This is a genomic window from Heyndrickxia sporothermodurans (assembly GCF_003055045.1).
Classification (GTDB): Bacteria; Bacillota; Bacilli; order Bacillales; family Bacillaceae_C; genus Heyndrickxia; species Heyndrickxia sporothermodurans.
The window spans coordinates 62204-79739 of record NZ_NAZB01000028.1; the positions used below are offsets into that span (position 1 = coordinate 62204).

Sequence of the window (17536 nt, forward strand, 5' to 3'; positions counted from 1 at the left end):
GGAACCGGTTAAAGGAGAAGCAGTCCCATTGCTGTGCCGGGCGTACTTCTATCGGACCGGCAAAGGGAAAAGCGGCCCCCATAATAAATATTCCATTGGTAAATTTATGATTATATGCTAAAATAGCGCTATAAATGTAAAGGGCGATGGAGTTCGCCAGATGTGCTACTAGGCTAATGACTCCTACCGGAAAAAATATCTGGTAGGAGTCTTTTTATGTTTGGGAACTATATACTAGAGGTGAACATTCGTGCAGTATTTATTCGTTGGCATTGCCGGGATACTTGGGGCATCTTTGCGTTATTTAATCGGAATTTACTTTAACCATTGGTGGCTATACGACTTTCCGTTAGCAACCTTTTTAACTAATATGGCGGGAAGTTTTATTTTGGGATGGATAACAACTTTTGTACCACGGCTTAAATTTCTCCATCCTTATATGATTACTGCAATAGGAACCGGATTGATTGGCTCCTTTACGACTTTTTCTACCTTTAGTGTGGAAACCGTTCAACTAGTAATGAACGCGAAATGGGCTATTGCAATCGGTTATGTACTCTTAAGTCTTTGGGGTGGGCTATTATTCTCCTGGTGTGGTTTTAATTTAGGAACTTCCAAAAACGAGGTGATCTCTAAATGATTGCACATATTACATTAGTAGCAATCGGGGGATTTTTTGGCGCAATTTTCCGCTTCGGAATGAGTAACTGGATAAAGAGCAAATACCCATCTACTTTTCCAATAGCTACCCTTTTTGTGAATCTAATCGGTTCGTTTCTCCTCGGTCTAATTATCGGAGCAAATTTAGAAAAGTCCTGGCAATTACTATTAGGGACGGGATTCACGGGGGCGTTTACCACTTTTTCTACCTTTAAATTAGAAAATGTCCAACTTTATGAAAAGAAAAATTGGAATGTGATGGTTTTATATTTAAGTATTAGTTACACGGTTGGAATACTTCTTGCATTTATTGGGCTAAAGATAGGTGGCATTTTTTAAGAGATTTTTCAATACAAAAATTCCTTTTCTTATAAACAAACTACTTGACAATTCTTTTATATTTGCCGAAAATTCCCTCCAATAAAAGCACACAAATTCGTTGATGAGGAAAAGTAGCGTTTCGTCTTGATCTACAGAGAGCTGACATTTTAGACACAAAAAAACCTGACTACAAATTAGTATTTTATGTAGTCAGGAGTTGATTATTTACACTAAAACTACTTTATTCACTAGTTTAGTAGCGACTTCAGTCACTTGACGTAATCCTTCTTCGATGATTTCATCTGCTTTATCAGGCATTGCATTATGACCCTCAATGATAACTTCATCGATGATGTCCATACCAAATATACCACCAAATACGTTACGCATATAATTAACGGACATATCCATTTTTTCCGTTTCGGGTGTTGAATAAAAACCACCGCGTGCATTTAAGAAAATTGCTTTTTTATCTGTCATTAATTGAATCATATTTCCTTGTGCATCATATTTAAAAGCAAAACCAGCAGCATAAACATAGTCAATAAATGTTTGTAATTTTGCTGGTATCGTTAAATTCCATAAAGGGAAAGCAAATACTACTACATCAGCAGCAGTTAAAGCGTCCATTGCTTTTTGCTTAGCATTTAAGAGACGTTGTTCCATTTCTGTTAATTTTTCACCATTGTTCACTTTCCCAAATGCATTAAAGATTTCTTGTCCAAAATAAGGTGTGTCTTCTGCAAATACGTCATAAACAGAAACGTTAAGATTTTCCGCATGTTTTATTGTCTCCATAAAGGTTTCATACATTCTACTGGAAACCCCCTGTTCAGCTGGACGATTGTTTGCTTTTACTACTAATACATTCATTTAGATATTCCTCCGATTGCTATATTTAAACAATAATTGTATTGTCTATAAGTGATTTCTTATCCTATACCTTACCGAATAAATATATCACAATAGTAAGAGACTGTCTGATATCCTGCTCACTGTACTTTGTCACCAAGCCTACATATGGAAATACGATATTTCGTCCATGAACAGTTAAATTCAATTATGATTTAAGAATAATACACGAAGTTTTGAGTTAAGCCAAAATTATTTACATAGTGAACCCGAGACGATATCTCCTTTGAACATCGTAGCTACTCGTTTCGATCTTCTGGCAATGGCTTCGGCTGAACAAGATGCCTCAACTACAACGATACTTGCTTCGTCTCCCACTTGCGGCCACACTTGGTTTCCTTTAGAATCAAGCGGTGTTTTGCCACCAGTAATAAATTGAAGCGTTTGTGCTAATGATTGTTCACTTCCCCATCCAGAAATTTCAGCCAAACGACCCGCCCGCTCTAAAATATCGCCATTTCCAAATGGTGACCAAACATCAAAAATATTATCACATCCTACAGCAACCGATACACCTTTTCTGTTCAATAATCCAACAGGCGGAAACTTTCTGCCAAGAGGAACACTCGTTATAATAGTGATTCCTGCATCTGCCAATACTTCTGCCGTTGCTACTGCTTGGGATTCAGATACATCACCAAGACCAAATGCGTGACTAATAGCAACTTTCCCCTGTAAGCCTGCTTCTTTTGTTAACTGAGCTAGTCGCTTCATTGTGAAGATTCCTAGATGGTCCGCATCGTGCAAGTGCAAATCGATTCCTGCATTTCCTTCTACAGCGAGTGTAACCATTTCTTGTAAAGAGGCTTCAAGATCTCCATCTACTGTGGCAGGGTCGACACCACCAACTAGGCTCACCCCTTTGTTCAAAGCTTCTCTTACTAAATTTTTCGCCTTCGAACGCAATAAGCCATGTTGCGGGAATGCAACTATTTCATAGGATAGTTTTCCTTCAAATGTTTGTAATGCTTTCTGAATTTCTTCTAAATTCTTTAAACCAACCTCAGGGTATAGGTCTACATGTGTACGTACGTGAGTAACCCCTGACTTCAAATAAATATCAAGTAACTTTTCCGCACGTTCTTGCGTAGTCGTCTCTAAAGTCGGTAGAATAGTTTTTTCTATTTCAAATCGATCAAAAATACTTTTAGCAGGTGTTACCGCCCGCCACCTGTCACCAAGCAATGTTTTATCTAAGTGACAATGTTTTTCAATAAAAGATGGAAGAACCAATCGCTGCTTCGCATCTTTTTTTGGTAAATCATCTGCAATGACTTTTTCAGAGGAAATAATCTTTGCAATCTTCCCATCCTTAATTAATAAATGGAAGCATTCAGTCTTTGTTCCTGTTATGACATCATTAGCAACTTCATATCCAGTCTCTAATCGGGCATTGGTTAACCAAAAATTAGTACTCATCCTATCAATCCCTTCCTTTTCATTTATTAAAGTGCTCCAGAAACAACATTTCCTTTAAATAGAACCGCTTTTCTTCCTGCTCTTCTTGCAATAGCTTCAGCAGAGCAACTTGCATCAACAAGAACAAGATCGGCATCATCACCAATATTCGGCCATGCACGTACACCATGTTTATTTAAAGGAGTGAGGCCACCGGTAATAAATCCTAAGGTTTGTCCTAATGAACGTTCATTACTTAAACCGAAACGTTCTGCTAGCGTCCCTGCTTTTTCTAAGCTATCTCCTTTACCAAATGGAGACCAGTGATCTGTAATGCTATCATCACCTAAAGATATTTCTACACCTTTTTCATGTAAAAGAGGAATTGGAATCGTTCTTCCAATAGGAACAGATGATGCAATCGAAATTCCTTGATGAGCCAGTAACTCAGCAACTTCACTCGCTTCTTTAGGGGAAATATCAGCAAATGCCAGAGCATGACTTATCGTGACTTTTCCTTGCCAGCCGGCTTCCTCCGTTAATGCAGCCAATCGCTTAAACGTAAATATTCCAAGATTTCCTGGGTCATGTATATGAAGGTCAATATTTGCATTTTCCTCTACAGCTAGCTCCATTACTGTATGTAATGATTTTTCAATATTTCCATCCACTGTTGCCGGGTCGACACCACCTACTAAGGAAGCTCCGTTGCGCAATGCTTCCCTAACCAATGAAATCGAATTGCTGCGCAATAAACCGTGCTGTGGGAATGCAACAATTTCGACAGAAGCTTTATCTTTATAAGCTTCCACTGCTCTTAAAACTGCTTCTAAATTTTTCAATCCAATAAAGGGATCGACATTGCAATGTGTACGAATATGGGTAGTGCCCGCACTCAACATCAAGTCTAATAGCTTCTTAGCCCTCTCTTCGGCAACAGGCAATAAGCTTGGGAGCAACACTTCCTCTTCTTCTAATCTTGTAATTAGCCCTTTTGTTGGAATTGTTGGCGCTTTCCAAGGACCTCCATAGTATGTTTTATCAATATGAATATGCATATCTCTAAATGATGGAAGCATTAAGTAATTATTCGCATTCTGTTTCGGTAAAGTGGTTTCTAACGGTTTGTCCGCTACAACCATTTCATTTATTTTTCCATCTTCAATCTTTACATGGAAACGTTCTGTTTTTGTTCCTATAACTGCTCCATTTTCATAATGGTAACCTGTTTCTAGACTGACATTCGTTAACCAGAATGGTGAATTTGTCACTTTCTTTTGCCCTCCCATAAAAAAGGCTTTGACCCTTTAGCCCTTAAATTGATAGAAACGATTCATCATCAAAGCTCCTTTTCCCATCTATATAAATATGCTAGCATGGGATTAACTATATGGAAAATATAAAAAAAATTAGTTTTACTTAAGTTTTTCATATACTAAAGGGGTGTTTTAATTTGGACATTAGACAGCTACGGTATTTTATAGCCATTGTAGAGGAAGGGAAAATTTCTGCTGCCGCTGAAAGGCTCCATATCTCTCAGCCTCCATTAAGTCAACATTTGAAAGCAATGGAAGAAGAACTTGGCTCGAAATTAGTGGAAAGAAGCGGAAAATATTTTGAAGTAACAGAAACGGGAAAAACTTTATATAAATATGCATTACAAATGAACAAGCTAATGGAAGAGGCTAAACTGGAAGTAAAAGAAATTGGAAAAGGTTTAAGTGGTACACTATCATTAGGAGTTAATACATTTTCAGTGTCCAAGTTATCTGAAATCCTACAACAATTTAAAAAAAGCTATCCAAGGGTTACTTACAAAATACAACAAAATGAATCTTCACATCTTTGTCAATTAGTAAGAAAGAGAAACGTTGAACTGGCAATTATTCGTTTGCCATTAGAATTAGACGATTTTTCAGTTCTACACCTTTATACAGAACCATTTTATTTTATTACATCAAAAACTCGAGAACCACTCGCTTCCGAGATCACACTTGCCGAAATTCAAAATACTCCACTCCTACTACCGAGCACTGAGGGACTGGGTGTGTATTATTTAATTTTAGAGGCATTTTCCCAATTCCAGTTAAATCCTAACATCATTTGTGAGTGCTCTGATATTCTTCTGTTACTGGATTTGGTCTCAGCTGACTTTGGAGCATCTATTGTTCCTGAAACCGTCCTTAAACAGCATAAAGGATACCCAATACATGCTCATAAAATTTCCAATAATATGATATCCTCCCCAGTCGGATTAATATGGTTAAAGGATCATTGTCTATCTAAATCAGCTGAGAATTTTGTAGAATTAATGAGGGAAAGGAGAATATAACTAATAAAATAATTCTATTATTTATTAAAACCTTATTGAATATGGAATTGATCTAGGATAAAAGAATAGGGACCGAAATCTTGTAGGATCCGCTCCCGTATTCATTAATATGATTAGGATAAAGCTTGCGAATTTCTTCCCGGTTTTATCTAATGAATATTATTCTTTCTGAAATTACCACCCTTAACTTCTGCAACGTCATATACTGTAACAAAAGCGGTTTCGTCAATTTCATGAATGATTTCTTTTATTTTGCTTTCTTCTAAACGGTTAATGACACAAGTGATTTCTTTAAATTTTTCTCTTGTATAACCACCGTAAACTTCATTATACGTTGCGCTTCTGCCTAAGCGATCACGTATGGTCTCTACCATTAATTCAGGTTGAGTGGTGATAATTTTAAAGGTTTTAGAGCCGCTTAAACCTACCTCAACGATATGAATCACTTTAGAGGCAATATAGTAAGCAATTGCCGATAGGATGGCCCCTTGAAGACCGAATATAGTTGTAACAAAAATAAATACAAACAAGTTTAAGAAAAGAATTAAATCACTTGTTCCAAACGGTAATTTCCGGGAAAGTAGTACAGCTAGCATATCAATTCCATCTAATGCACCGCCATTACGCAAAGCAAGCCCCATCCCCAAACCGAGGATAATACCACCAACTACAGTAACTAACAAGGTATCCCCTTCAATAATCGCTGGGATATGATGCATAAGGCTTGTACCAATAGATAATGAAATTATTCCTATAACCGAAAAAACTGCAAAGCTTTTACCAATTTGTTGATAACCTAACCAAATAAAAGGGATATTAATAATCGCAATTAAAACGCCTAATGGTAATCCAAATAGTTTTGATGCAACGATACTAAGTCCCGTTACTCCCCCATCAGATACATTATTAGGGATTAAGACAGTTTCTAGACCATATGCCGCTATAAATCCCCCAATTATAATGATCAATCCACGTAAAATTGTCTTTAACCTTTTTGATTTGTACTTTTTCACATTGCTCATACCGAACCTCTATTCAATCAATTTATCTTTTAATTTTACCATATATGTATTCTAAGTATTTTTCCCATGCTTTATTCTCTACGAAAGTCGAATATTCTGATGGAAAATATGTTCTTTGCAAAGAGGGGAAATTCAAAAGGCATGCTTTTTTACAATGGATAAGAGTATGTCCTAAAAGCTATGATTTTAGAATATATTCTGATAGTATTAAAAAAAATAGTAATGAGGTGGCTTATGAAAAAGCAATGGAACTTACTATTAGCATTAATTGTCGTCTTAGTTATTGCAATTTTTTCGGTAATCAATGTTGAACCTGTAACAGTTAATTATTTATTTGGAAAAGCCGATTGGCCATTAATTCTTGTTATTATTGGATCGGTTCTATTGGGAGCACTATTAGCTGGATTAATTGGTATGATGAAAATTTATCAGCTTCAAAAGGCATTAAAAAGGGCAGAAAATAATAATGTGGATGATAATTCGTAAAGATATACGATAGTACTGCATCAGTGAAAGTTCGTTATTCTGGATGTTAATGCATTATTTTAACAACATTAAAAACGTCATTATGAAAAAAGAGTTCAAAATGACGTTTTCTTTTAAATGTATTAAGTTCACCAGTTAGTTGAGAAAAGTATCATCTTTCCTCTGTTTCTTTTTATCGATAAAAACCCAACTATAATAAATCATTACTGCAGCTATAAGAAACAGCATTGGGATAACATTGTATTTTATTGGTAATAAAGTATACAAAAGTATTGCAAGAATAATAGCCGGTAAAACCGTTAAGAACCACACTCGAACTCGTTTATTTTTAAAATTAAATACAAATCCCTCCATCATTATCACTCCTTTTTTTTAACATACCATAAACGCCACTAGTCTGTCAGAATTATCACTAAATAACTTTAAAAAATTTCGCAATTATCTATCCCTACTCCGCAAAAGACAAATTAGTAGGCTCATCTAAGAGGTCACCAGTAAAATCGATATTAGTTGTTGGTGTACCTTTATCAACTTCTTCAAATTTAAGTTCATCAATCCATACATGTCCGTTTCCAGAAAGCAAAACACCAAAAGCAATCACTGTACTATTTTCAGGTACATCTAAAACAATGTGATAATGATTCCATTCAGTATCTCCTACTATTGGACGGTTACCCATATTATCGAATTGCAACACATCCCCAAGAGCATCATCTATACGCATCCAAAAACCACAGAACCCATCAACATCTTTAGATTTTATAAACCCGGATAACTTTACTCTTTTACCAAGATGTTTCTCTGCCTTAAATTGTTGCATCATCGTTGCAAACTCCCCTTGGGATTGTACAGAAACTGATTTTAAAAATCCAGATGCGTTCCCTTTATGAAAGATTTCATGATCAATTCCCATCTCGTAATTAAATGGGTGACTCCCGCTTAATTGCCATCCTTTTACTAACTGTTCATTTTTCAAAACAACTTCCTCCCTTTGTAAGGTTAATTTACTCATAAATTTTCTATATTTTCCTGGTGGTAATTGATAATACTTCTTAAAGGAACGAGTAAATGATTCTTGTGACTCAAAGCGATAATAGACCGCGATATCTATTATTTTTTCTCCCGAATAAAGCAGCATATTTGCAGAATTAGCAATTCTACGGTACCGAATATATTCAGATGCTGTTACACCAATCTCCTTTTGAAAAATACGATGAAAGTGATACTTAGAAAATCCAGCAAATTGAGCAATGCTTTCTAACGAAAGTGCTTCGTGTAAGTTTTTCTCTATATGCTCAATCGTTTTTTGTATGATTGGATTATAACTCATTCTTTTCTTTGAACCTCCTTGTAAAAAAGATAGCAAAAAAGGGAAGAGTCTTTTTGACATATATTGCTTTTTTACAGTAATTTAAAATAAAATTCAGTTTTCACCAAACAAAATGGATTGTAATTTGAAAAATGGAGATTTATTTAGGGAGTGTTATATTGAACATTGTGTTTTGTATTATTGTTGGAATATTTATTTCCCTCGATTTAGTAGTAGGAATTGGAATTCTAATGTTTAGGAGAGAGATAAGCAAGTTAAGTCTTAAATATATTGAAACTATACTAACATCATCACACCCTGCAGACTCCTATATTATTTCTCATAGGATTTAGACTTAATTAACCAAAGAATACTTTAACACTTCCCTCTTTTTTAGCGGTTTCTAAGCAATTATTTATAAATTTGAGTATTTCTTTACGTTCCCTTATTAAAAAGTCATCATCCTTTAACTCCACGAAATCATTACCATAGAATTCCTTGTAGTTTGCCAACGTCTTTTCAACATGTGCCAATGTGTAAGTTTCACTTGCCCCTGTTCCACTTACACCTGCATGAAAGTCTCTAGCATCAAAAAGATTGTAAAATACGGTGGCTGTTGGATTCAACTTACCAAAACGAATATAACAAATTTCTTCTCCTGATTTATTGTATCCGCTAATATCGTGCCCCATTAATAGCTCCTCCTTTAAACTTGAAATAATTATATCTACCAATCCTATAAGCAATAAGCGGTTGAACAAAAAAGTTTATACAACTTAACGAGATAATTAATTGTTTACTAGCTTATCAACTCCCATATTGGGTAATGATTGTAAAACATAGTAGGACTCCTGTGGTGATTAACTCAGAATGCAAAGGATTTTAATGAAGAATGTCTTGAAGACGAAAAAGAGGTAGGGTTTACTAATTTCTTAGATTGCCATACTTTTGAAGTTGATTCAATGAGGATAAAATAGATGCAAGGAAAATATTCTTAAATAAATTTTTCCACGGATTAATAGTCATTGTCAAGCATCAACCTTCGACAAAAATCGATAACCGGAATGGTAGATTGGAAGATCAATTACTATTTTTGATGAATTTTTATAAAGTCTATCTATGATGTCATCCTCCCTTTGATTCCGTTTATTTTTACAATTATTATACGTGCAACAGATAATTCTAAAATTAACTTATGTAATGAATTATTACTGCTACCAAGGTAATGATGGTATAAACCAATGAAGTATAAAAAGAAATGTAACTGCAATGGTGATTATTCTCCTCATTATTTTAATCACCCCATTTACGGATTTCCTTCGATAATGTTTAAAGCAATTTCTCAAATAATATTAAATCCTTCAAATCCCTGTAATTCTTGAAAATGATGCTTTTGGACGAATAGCACGATACCAATGAAAGCAAAAGATAAAGATTATTATTGCGTCAATGACATCGCCTCCATAATACATAAGCATACCGCCTGCTTCCGCTTGATTTTGAGGTACACCGTTTGGAGGATGGGCATAGATATACTTAGACAATATGCCGTGACCTGCAAGGGCTAGTATGAATACAATTGCCCTGTAAACGAAGCGAACCCGATGGGGTGTTGGGTCGATGTAAATCAGGGATGCTGTAAAAAGGTATCCGGCTATAAAAACGTGAAGATGTACGAACACATGGACAAAAATGTTCTCATGCATCAGGTTATATAAGTTAGTTGTATAAAGTAACCATAATCCACCAATATTGAGCACAGACGTGATAATGGGATTGTTAAAGACACTAACCAATCGACTTCTTAGTAATCGTGATAACTTACGGGCAGTTCTGACGTTGAGTGTTCTCAAAATAAGAGTCATAGGTGCAGCTAAAACCATAAACAGTGGAGCAAGCATTCCAAGAAGCAAATGACCAAGCATATGGGCGGAGAAATCCACGTGGGAACGGTCTGCTAGGGGGCCAATAACGGCAATCAAGACGCAAATTACTCCAAAAATCCAAGAGGTTGTACGGTATAAAGACCATTTTTTATGACGTCGATTAGAGACCACTACTGCGAAGATATATAAAATAAATACTACTATAAACGGTAATGCCAAAAGAACCTCGGGCACGAACTCATCACCATGATAATTAATGTTGTGCATTCAAAATACCCTTTCTTAGCTGATTTTACTTCTTTGACCGGACAATGAGAAAGATACCGACTATTATTATAATAATAGCAACGATATTCCAAATTAAGTCATAAACAGGCAGATTATCAACGTAGCGAATTTGGTGAATTCGCATGAGCTTGTGCTGAATTATACCATCGTATAGCTGAAATCCACCTACACCGAGAAAAACCCCACCCCCCCCATCTTTTCCAATTATATGTGTTCCGTCTTCGAAGATCGGCAAATAGAAATAAGCCCCCAATCGTTGCAAACCAACTAAAAGCATGAAATAGCCCGTCAGATATAAGACCAATATTTGTCGTAGATTTATCATAGAAATGGTGCCAACGAAGTAATTGATGAAAGACGGTTTCATCAAAAAAGGCGGCAATGCCAAGACCGAATAGAAATCCCGCCCATAGGTTACGAGCCGAATAGTTAATAGAAACGTTCTTTTTAGCCATAAGTATCTCCTTTGTCATATGCTCTCTTAACTTAAAATAGCATTCGATAATACTTATCATTTTTACCGTGTTAACTGATTTTAAAACATGAACCTTTATAAGGTTTAAACGCTTTCAAATGATTATTCAACCCATTTACACAAATTATTTTTTGAATTTTAAAAATACTTGGTGATTATTTTTTTTTATCATGATAGCATTCGAAATGTATCAAACATTTTCTAGAAGGGAAGTAGAAATGATGAATATGAAAGTCGAAAATCTTCCAAAGTATCGCATTGCATATGTGCGACAAGTAGGTCCGTATGGTCCCGCAAACGTTCAAGCCATGGATAAGTTAAAAAAATGGGCAACAGAGAAAAATTTGCTTACTGAATCGACTATACTGTTCGGAATTCCACAAGATAATCCGGAAACGACACCACTCGAAAATTGTCGATATGATGCTTGTATTGTCATTTCAAAAGATGAGCAAATTGATGATGCAGTTTGCGAAAGTGAATTTGCGGGTGGAAAATATCTTATTTACAAAGTAAAGCATACAGCCGAGGACATTCAAAAAGCATGGACTGAAATTTTCCCTGCCATTCACAGAAGTGGATATCAAATTGACAACAAACCGATTTTCGAAAGATACATCGGTAATATGATTTACAACGATTATTGTGATATATGTGTACCTTTAAAACCGTTGTAAATGATTTGGGGTGTTCCCTAAAAAAATAATTGAATTACATTTTTTTAGATTGATTCCTGACGCCTAATAGGGAAAGCAACAAAGCAGTTAAAACTTTGTTGCTTTCCTTTCATTTTAAATAATGTTTGATACAAGATTTACATTCCCTATTATTAAATAGAATTTTACAATAGACCTAAGCTAAAGGGCGCTTTTCCCAAGGTTCAAGAGTGCCAATGATATTTGTCAATTTATCATTCTGAACAGAATCAATAACACCCTGGGAAATTTCCTCATTTGTTAGCCATCTTGAATGACCGTTTTCAATGACGAAACCAACCTGTACTTGGTGGTATCGACAGGAATCAAATACATTTATTTCACTTTTAATTTCACTAAGATTCCTACTACTTCCTAATACATGAAACAGACTCCATGTCCCTTCGTTCCAATGTGAAACTTCCTTTGATATTATTTCTAAAGCATTCTCCGCATACGAATGTATCCATGCAATAACTAACTCAATAGGACCATTCCGTTCAATGGCCTGTCTTAAGTTCCTTTTCAAAAGCGCTACATCACTATAATCAACTAAAATCGGTATTATAAGTGATCTATCTATTGATCTACTTATCAAGCCTTCCATTCGATTTACATTACGTCCAATTACCGATACTTGATAGCCTTTACTCATTAGCCAAAGAGATGTGTTGGATAACATTCCTGTGCCTCCAACAACTAATGCATGTTTCATTCATTTACACCTCTTTTATAATATTGTCTATTTTTCAATACAAAAAGCAACAAAACGTAAGGAACCTACTTTGTTACTTTTCCTTTAATTGTAGCTTAAAATTAATAGATCATAATCATATACTAACCCCAATATTATTAAGAGGTCGAGAAAATCTTATTTCTATTCTGATTCCGTTTGTTTCATATAATATTCCATTGCTTGATTTAGCCAATCTTGTTCATCTTCTGTAAATGGAGATGTCATATTTTCGAGTTCTTGTACATCCAGTTCTTCCACATTGGTTTCCGCTAGTCTTTCCATCAAATCATCACCAAGAAACTTAAAAGAAGCTTCTATATACGTTTTAATCATTTCTTGTACTTTTAGGTCCTCTACAGGTTTACCATACAATTGTTTTACTTCTTTAGCTAATTGAATAAAGGTTTGATCTAAGGTGATTTTTTCTTCTTCTGTTTTGTTTGACAACTCTTCCATTACATCTGCAAGCATGTGCCGTTCCATCCACTCTTTTTGTATATTTTCCGTTTGTATACCATGTATAAGACTGAATAATATGGCGCTGTCTACTTCCCCTTCCTTCTCCAATAACTTTATAACTCTCTTAATTGCAGTGATAGATTGTTCAATTCGTTCTTTATCTTTTTCTAATGCTTGTAAATGTAGGGTTAACGTTTCATTTAAATCAACAGAAAAACTCGATTCCTTTAACAAGTTAGTGATTTTATCCAAGCTATACCCTAGGAACTTTAGACTGATGATTTTCTGTAAGGTTAAAATATCTTGATGATCGTAAATGCGGTGGCCCGACGTTGGATGCTTTTCTGGTTGTAGAAGACCTATTTCATCATAGTAATGTAAGGTACGAATTGATATTCCTGTTTTTTCTGAAAACTCCCCAATCGAATACTTGTTATTCCCTTTCATGAACATTCCTCCCATAAAAAGTATATGTTCATTATAAAGCCTTACGTAACTGGAGGTTCAAGATGGAATTTAGAAAAAACAAAAGCTTTAGAACAAAGTTTGATAAATTATATGGTGTATACGACATACCAATTACAGGAAATTGACTTAACACTCTCATCCTTTTTTTCAATCAATCCTACGTTTTCTATAAATAACTACTGTAGTAACTATTGATATAGCTGCCCACACCAGGAGTATAAGCATATTTCCAATAATTCCACTAAAGCCTTCTCCCTTGCTTAAGCCGACCCAAATGGTATTTAGCTGCTCATTTGGTAAATAATCGATAATCTTTAAGAAAGTTTCATTTTCCACCATTGATTTAAACATAGAGCTCATGCCAAAGACTACTAATACAGGCATTCCAATAATACTTGTTTCCATTACGGTTCTTGATATTAAGCCAAGAATGGTTCCAGTAGCAATATAAAAAACCAAACCCAATAATACACTTACTGCGAATAATAGGGGTGATGGGACTTTGAAGTCTGATAAAAAGATGGAACCAATAATCACAACAATTGTCATGACAGCAGATAATGCACTTTTTCCTACGAAAATCTCAACTGTACTAGCAGGAGATAGCAACAATCCTCTTAATGTATTTTTCTCTTTTTCCTCTGCAACCATTGCAGCTTGGATAAAAGCACCTGCAATGACAAGAGCAAGATTAATTGGATAGGTGCTAAAGATGCCATCTTCTTCACCCATACGACCTAACCATGCAGCAAAAACTAAAGGGATTGCCAATGTAAAGATGATGTAGGAATTTCTTTGCAGGTCTTTCCAATCCTTAATAAATATGGCATTTACTCGTTTAAATGAAAAAGTCATTATAAGTTCCTCCCTGTTAATTGTACGAAAATGTCTCCAAGTGTCGGCTCATTGGAATGAATGGTTAAAATCTGTCCATCTTTCATATATTGATAGATTTCCTTTGCCCCTTCTTCACCTTTATCAACTACAACTGTACGATTTCCTTTTAATAAAAGCGAAATCGTTGTATTTTCTTGTTGTGCTCTTACATTTCGGGGTGTGTCCAGTAGCATGATCTCACCGTTATTCAAGAACGCAATGCGATCACAAAGGTCTTCTGCTTCTTGCATGTCATGGGTTGTTAAAAAAATGGTTGTTCCTTCTTGATTCAATTTCTTTAGGCCCGCATGAATATGCTTTGTATTGACTGGATCTAAGGCAGAGGTTGGTTCATCTAAAAAGAGAAGATCAGGTTTATGTAGGATGGCTCTTGCCAATGTAACCCGCTGCTTCATCCCTTTTGATAGTTTTTGAACTGGTTTCTTCTTATCTTGTATTAGATTAACAGATTCAAGAACCTCATTGATTCTACTTTTGTCCACATCATATAAATCACAATATAAGGCAAGGTTATCGTAGATACTAAGTCGTTCGTAAAGGCCACTATTATCTGTTAAGATTCCGATTCTCCTCATATAAGTAGGATCTTTTAATTTATGGATAGGTTGACCAAACACTATAACCTCTCCAGCTGTTGGATGAAGTTGGGCTGTTAAAATTTTGATCGTTGTCGTTTTACCGGAACCACTTGGTCCTAAAAAACCAATGGTTTCTCCTTTTTTTACTTGAAAATTTACATTTTTTAATGCCATCTTGTTTTCAAATGATTTAACAAGTTCTCGAACTTCGATAACATTTTCCATTTACATTACCCCTTTTCACGTTTTCGTTTTCTTGATTTAAGTTTAGTTGCAAAATCAGTGAAACGCAGTAATATCAAGGCGAAGGGAGTATATAAACGGTTGAATGGCACCAATTTTAGGGTGAGTGGAGCATTTTTTTGACTAAAAAATGCTCTTTTAGATGTGAACAAATTCTCAAATTCCGAGGATCACTTTTAACTCATTTAATTTTCCTTTGGATAATGGAACAGGGCTTTTCTTGGAATCTTCAAGAATGAGACTATAGCTATTTCTAGTCCAAGTGATTACTTCCCGTACTTTTTGTAAATTGACAATATAGGATCGATGACAGCGAAAAAAGCCAAATGGTCGTAATCGTTCCGATAGGTCATTCAAAGTAATGGAACAAGGAAAGACTTCTCCATTTACATGTAGGTGGGAGATTCCTTCATTACTCTCAACGAAGACAATCTCCGTGGGATCAAATAGGATCATTTTATCTTCGACTTTTGCCGGAATTTTTTCAATCCGTAATGGTCTATGAATGATAGTAGCTTCCTCTTCTGCTTGTTCTTTACCCTCATTTGCCTCTTCAGCAGTTGAATTTCCTATTTCCTCATTCACGATTGCCGGTGGCGAATCTATCACCTGGTCTTCAATTGAAACGGGATGCAAATTACCCTTTTCCTCATCCACAACATCAATTTTCTTTAAGCCTTCCTCATTCAGACGATAAACCGTATTTGTCATGGAAATGGCACTTTCAAAGTTGTTTGTCGTAATGAGAACGGCTTTTCCTTGTCCTTTAAAGTCTTCTAATACTCTTTGCATAATGATTTTACTTTCGATATCAATATTTTGATCAGGTTCTTCCATAATGAGCATGCCCGGCAGATGCAAAATTGCCCTAGCAAGCTGTAACCGTTTCTTTTCTGAATATGTAAGTTTACTAATTTTTGTTTTCACTTTTTCAACTAAACCTACTTTTTGAAGGAGTGAATTAATCTCTTCGTTCACATCATATAACCTTTTATAAAAATCAAGGTACTCCTTCGGTGTCAGTCGTTCATACATCGCTTCATCCAATAAAAATAACCCTACACGGTTAGATAGGCTTTTAAAATGGTGGTTTATAGGCAAGCCTTCCAGCAATACTTCCCCGTTTGAAATGGGTGTCTCGCCAATTATCATCATGATTAACTGTTTTCCAACTTCGTGATTGCACTGAATCGCTACAATCTCTTCTTTATGAATATCTAAATCTATCCTTGGAAATACAATCGTATTTCCTTTACTTTTTTCAATTTGTTTTATTTGCAATAAGCACATGTTGATTAAAAACCTCAGGTCGGAAAAATTCCACTTTTTAATTACATTGCTTTTCTAACATATATCGGAAGTTTTTTGACTATTTGTCTGATTGTTCAGTAACTTCGATATATAAAAGAAACCGTAAAAAGAAATACCAAAAGTCCCCCAACTCAAAATTTGTCTTAGTATTATTGATTTATCAAATGAATTTACACCATATTTAAGTATAAGTGCAATTTTCAATGAAGATAAAAGTATTTCTCTAAAAGCAAAACCGAAAGTTATTAATTTATAAATAAATAATATCTTCTTTTGATAGAACAAACTTTTCATTTTTGTCCGATTGTGTCCTTGCATTTCTACTAAATCTAGCGAGAAGAATAGAAACAAAGGTTTATTAACGACAATAGTAACAATAAAAATAAGAGCTAATATGTAAGAATAAAATACATCATTCCATAACATCTGGATTGCTGACCCCGCAAGTACATCAACAAGTGTTCCAATTAATAAATTTAAAACCATAAAAATTCCAAATAAATTTACTCTTTTAAGTAAAATGAAGCGAACGATGCTGTATAAAATTCCCGGCAATGTAGAAACTAGCATGGCATAATATTCACCTATATGATTCTTTCCATAATTCCAAATAACAATTGGAAATATCAAATAACAAATAATATCCCAGATCACAATACGTTTACTCAATGGTAACCTCTCCAGATCCTATATTTTTTATCTTTATTTTACATTTTACACAATTATCAGCCTCTTTTGGAAGTCGCTTTATAATTAAATTTGGATTTAATTGTTATTTACAGGGAGAACGCGAAGCAAATATTGTTACAATGGTCACGGTTTTCTTCCCCCTAGCCAAGGTGACACTGGCTCTAATAAAGAAATTGAAGCGGGCCCATAGCAAAGCCGCCTCTACGTTTATAGGTTCGGTATAGCCGGAAGCAGTCCGATAGCAAGGCAACTCTGGGTGCTATGGGACCTAATGAAGTTGAAGCGGACCGATAGCATGCCCGCCTCTACATTTAAGGGTTCGGTACAGCCCGAAGCAGTCCGATAACAGGGCAACTTTGGGTGCTATGGG

The 17536-nt window shown here is 35.2% G+C and carries 19 protein-coding genes, 1 pseudogene and 1 riboswitch; of the genes and pseudogenes, 5 read left to right on the forward strand and 15 right to left on the reverse strand.

The features are described from left to right. Positions 1-133 precede the first annotated feature (133 nt). Positions 134-193: riboswitch (Fluoride riboswitch) on the forward strand. Positions 194-250: 57 nt separating this feature from the next. Together crcB (B5V89_RS13005) and crcB (B5V89_RS13010) are read left to right on the forward strand one after the other, a co-directional pair. Further along, on the forward strand, positions 251-640 hold the full coding sequence (crcB, locus tag B5V89_RS13005) for a fluoride efflux transporter CrcB (RefSeq protein WP_066227994.1): 390 nt from the start codon (positions 251-253) through the stop codon (positions 638-640). After that, positions 640-999, forward strand: a complete 360-nt coding sequence (gene crcB, locus B5V89_RS13010; RefSeq protein ID WP_425319835.1) for a fluoride efflux transporter CrcB — start codon at positions 640-642, stop codon at positions 997-999. Before crcB (B5V89_RS13005) ends, crcB (B5V89_RS13010) begins: the two co-directional genes overlap by 1 nt. A 207-nt stretch (positions 1000-1206) precedes the next feature. Here the strand turns inward: crcB (B5V89_RS13010) and B5V89_RS13015 are convergent, their stop codons facing one another. The 3 genes from B5V89_RS13015 to B5V89_RS13025 form a co-directional block, all read right to left on the reverse strand. Further along, the gene (locus tag B5V89_RS13015; RefSeq protein ID WP_108072375.1) at positions 1207-1854 is read right to left on the reverse strand and encodes an FMN-dependent NADH-azoreductase; all 648 of its coding nucleotides are present in this window, start codon (positions 1852-1854) and stop codon (positions 1207-1209) included. A 231-nt stretch (positions 1855-2085) separates the two neighbouring features. Then, positions 2086-3312 carry an amidohydrolase gene (locus B5V89_RS13020; protein WP_108072377.1) on the reverse strand — a complete coding sequence of 409 codons (1227 nt, stop codon included), beginning with the start codon at positions 3310-3312 and terminating at the stop codon, positions 2086-2088. 26 nt (positions 3313-3338) lie between these two features. After that, positions 3339-4562 (reverse strand): amidohydrolase family protein, encoded by a 1224-nt coding sequence (locus tag B5V89_RS13025; protein WP_425319834.1) that lies wholly within the window; start codon positions 4560-4562, stop codon positions 3339-3341. A gap of 182 nt (positions 4563-4744) precedes the next feature. Between B5V89_RS13025 and B5V89_RS13030 the strand changes: the two genes are divergently transcribed. Then, positions 4745-5623: a LysR family transcriptional regulator gene (locus tag B5V89_RS13030; protein WP_108072381.1), complete on the forward strand. Its 879-nt coding sequence runs from the start codon at positions 4745-4747 to the stop codon at positions 5621-5623. Between the two features lie 149 nt (positions 5624-5772). Here B5V89_RS13030 and B5V89_RS13035 read toward each other — a convergent pair whose 3' ends face one another. Next, positions 5773-6645 carry a YitT family protein gene (locus tag B5V89_RS13035; RefSeq protein ID WP_108072383.1) on the reverse strand — a complete coding sequence of 291 codons (873 nt, stop codon included), beginning with the start codon at positions 6643-6645 and terminating at the stop codon, positions 5773-5775. Positions 6646-6879: 234 nt separating this feature from the next. Between B5V89_RS13035 and B5V89_RS13040 the strand changes: the two genes are divergently transcribed. After that, complete coding sequence (locus B5V89_RS13040) at positions 6880-7131, forward strand: LapA family protein (RefSeq protein ID WP_066235380.1); 252 nt, start codon at positions 6880-6882, stop codon at positions 7129-7131. 135 nt (positions 7132-7266) lie between these two features. On the opposite strand, the gene B5V89_RS13045 is transcribed toward B5V89_RS13040, so the two are convergent. The 5 genes and pseudogenes from B5V89_RS13045 to B5V89_RS13070 all read right to left on the reverse strand — a co-directional run bounded on the left by B5V89_RS13045 (position 7267) and on the right by B5V89_RS13070 (position 11069). Further along, positions 7267-7485 carry a hypothetical protein gene (locus B5V89_RS13045; RefSeq protein ID WP_066235381.1) on the reverse strand — a complete coding sequence of 73 codons (219 nt, stop codon included), beginning with the start codon at positions 7483-7485 and terminating at the stop codon, positions 7267-7269. Positions 7486-7579: 94 nt separating this feature from the next. Further along, entirely contained in the window at positions 7580-8461 is an 882-nt protein-coding gene (locus B5V89_RS13050) for a helix-turn-helix transcriptional regulator (RefSeq protein WP_108072385.1), read from the reverse strand. Between the two features lie 338 nt (positions 8462-8799). Further along, positions 8800-9132, reverse strand: a complete 333-nt coding sequence (locus B5V89_RS13060) for a hypothetical protein (RefSeq protein ID WP_107920553.1) — start codon at positions 9130-9132, stop codon at positions 8800-8802. A 669-nt stretch (positions 9133-9801) separates the two neighbouring features. Beyond that, positions 9802-10593, reverse strand: a complete 792-nt coding sequence (locus tag B5V89_RS13065) for a cytochrome c oxidase assembly protein (RefSeq protein WP_107920554.1) — start codon at positions 10591-10593, stop codon at positions 9802-9804. Between the two features lie 25 nt (positions 10594-10618). Beyond that, a pseudogene (locus B5V89_RS13070) lies at positions 10619-11069 on the reverse strand (DUF2243 domain-containing protein). Positions 11070-11310: 241 nt separating this feature from the next. Here B5V89_RS13070 and B5V89_RS13075 point away from each other — a divergent pair. Then, a complete protein-coding gene (locus B5V89_RS13075) occupies positions 11311-11766 on the forward strand; it encodes an AraC family transcriptional regulator (protein WP_108072399.1) in 456 nt (151 codons plus the stop codon). A 175-nt stretch (positions 11767-11941) separates the two neighbouring features. Here B5V89_RS13075 and B5V89_RS13080 read toward each other — a convergent pair whose 3' ends face one another. From B5V89_RS13080 to B5V89_RS13105, 6 genes are all read right to left on the reverse strand, one after another. After that, positions 11942-12499: a short-chain dehydrogenase gene (locus tag B5V89_RS13080; RefSeq protein WP_066235390.1), complete on the reverse strand. Its 558-nt coding sequence runs from the start codon at positions 12497-12499 to the stop codon at positions 11942-11944. Positions 12500-12661: 162 nt separating this feature from the next. After that, positions 12662-13426 (reverse strand): MerR family transcriptional regulator, encoded by a 765-nt coding sequence (locus B5V89_RS13085; protein ID WP_108072387.1) that lies wholly within the window; start codon positions 13424-13426, stop codon positions 12662-12664. A 168-nt stretch (positions 13427-13594) separates the two neighbouring features. Continuing rightward, on the reverse strand, positions 13595-14302 hold the full coding sequence (locus B5V89_RS13090) for an ABC transporter permease (RefSeq protein WP_108072390.1): 708 nt from the start codon (positions 14300-14302) through the stop codon (positions 13595-13597). After that, the gene (locus tag B5V89_RS13095; RefSeq protein ID WP_108072392.1) at positions 14302-15147 is read right to left on the reverse strand and encodes an ABC transporter ATP-binding protein; all 846 of its coding nucleotides are present in this window, start codon (positions 15145-15147) and stop codon (positions 14302-14304) included. The genes B5V89_RS13090 and B5V89_RS13095 overlap by 1 nt, the downstream gene beginning before the upstream one ends. Positions 15148-15321: 174 nt before the next feature. After that, entirely contained in the window at positions 15322-16455 is a 1134-nt protein-coding gene (locus tag B5V89_RS13100) for a LytTR family transcriptional regulator DNA-binding domain-containing protein (RefSeq protein ID WP_108072393.1), read from the reverse strand. Positions 16456-16509: 54 nt separating this feature from the next. Beyond that, a complete protein-coding gene (locus B5V89_RS13105) occupies positions 16510-17145 on the reverse strand; it encodes a VC0807 family protein (protein ID WP_108072395.1) in 636 nt (211 codons plus the stop codon). Positions 17146-17536 lie beyond the last annotated feature (391 nt).

What these genes read in the sequence shown, in the direction of transcription:
- B5V89_RS13020 (WP_108072377.1), bottom strand. Translation starts at nt 3,312, where the DNA reads ATGAGTACTAATTTTTGGTTAACCAATGCCCGATTAGAGACTGGATAT.
- B5V89_RS13040 (WP_066235380.1), top strand. Translation starts at nt 6,880, where the DNA reads ATGAAAAAGCAATGGAACTTACTATTAGCATTAATTGTCGTCTTAGTT.
- B5V89_RS13095 (WP_108072392.1), bottom strand. Translation starts at nt 15,147, where the DNA reads ATGGAAAATGTTATCGAAGTTCGAGAACTTGTTAAATCATTTGAAAAC.
- B5V89_RS13015 (WP_108072375.1), bottom strand. Translation starts at nt 1,854, where the DNA reads ATGAATGTATTAGTAGTAAAAGCAAACAATCGTCCAGCTGAACAGGGG.
- B5V89_RS13060 (WP_107920553.1), bottom strand. Translation starts at nt 9,132, where the DNA reads ATGGGGCACGATATTAGCGGATACAATAAATCAGGAGAAGAAATTTGT.
- B5V89_RS13085 (WP_108072387.1), bottom strand. Translation starts at nt 13,426, where the DNA reads ATGAAAGGGAATAACAAGTATTCGATTGGGGAGTTTTCAGAAAAAACA.
- B5V89_RS13050 (WP_108072385.1), bottom strand. Translation starts at nt 8,461, where the DNA reads ATGAGTTATAATCCAATCATACAAAAAACGATTGAGCATATAGAGAAA.
- B5V89_RS13090 (WP_108072390.1), bottom strand. Translation starts at nt 14,302, where the DNA reads ATGACTTTTTCATTTAAACGAGTAAATGCCATATTTATTAAGGATTGG.
- B5V89_RS13045 (WP_066235381.1), bottom strand. Translation starts at nt 7,485, where the DNA reads ATGGAGGGATTTGTATTTAATTTTAAAAATAAACGAGTTCGAGTGTGG.
- B5V89_RS13065 (WP_107920554.1), bottom strand. Translation starts at nt 10,593, where the DNA reads ATGCACAACATTAATTATCATGGTGATGAGTTCGTGCCCGAGGTTCTT.
- B5V89_RS13035 (WP_108072383.1), bottom strand. Translation starts at nt 6,645, where the DNA reads ATGAGCAATGTGAAAAAGTACAAATCAAAAAGGTTAAAGACAATTTTA.
- B5V89_RS13080 (WP_066235390.1), bottom strand. Translation starts at nt 12,499, where the DNA reads ATGAAACATGCATTAGTTGTTGGAGGCACAGGAATGTTATCCAACACA.
- B5V89_RS13075 (WP_108072399.1), top strand. Translation starts at nt 11,311, where the DNA reads ATGAATATGAAAGTCGAAAATCTTCCAAAGTATCGCATTGCATATGTG.
- B5V89_RS13100 (WP_108072393.1), bottom strand. Translation starts at nt 16,455, where the DNA reads ATGTGCTTATTGCAAATAAAACAAATTGAAAAAAGTAAAGGAAATACG.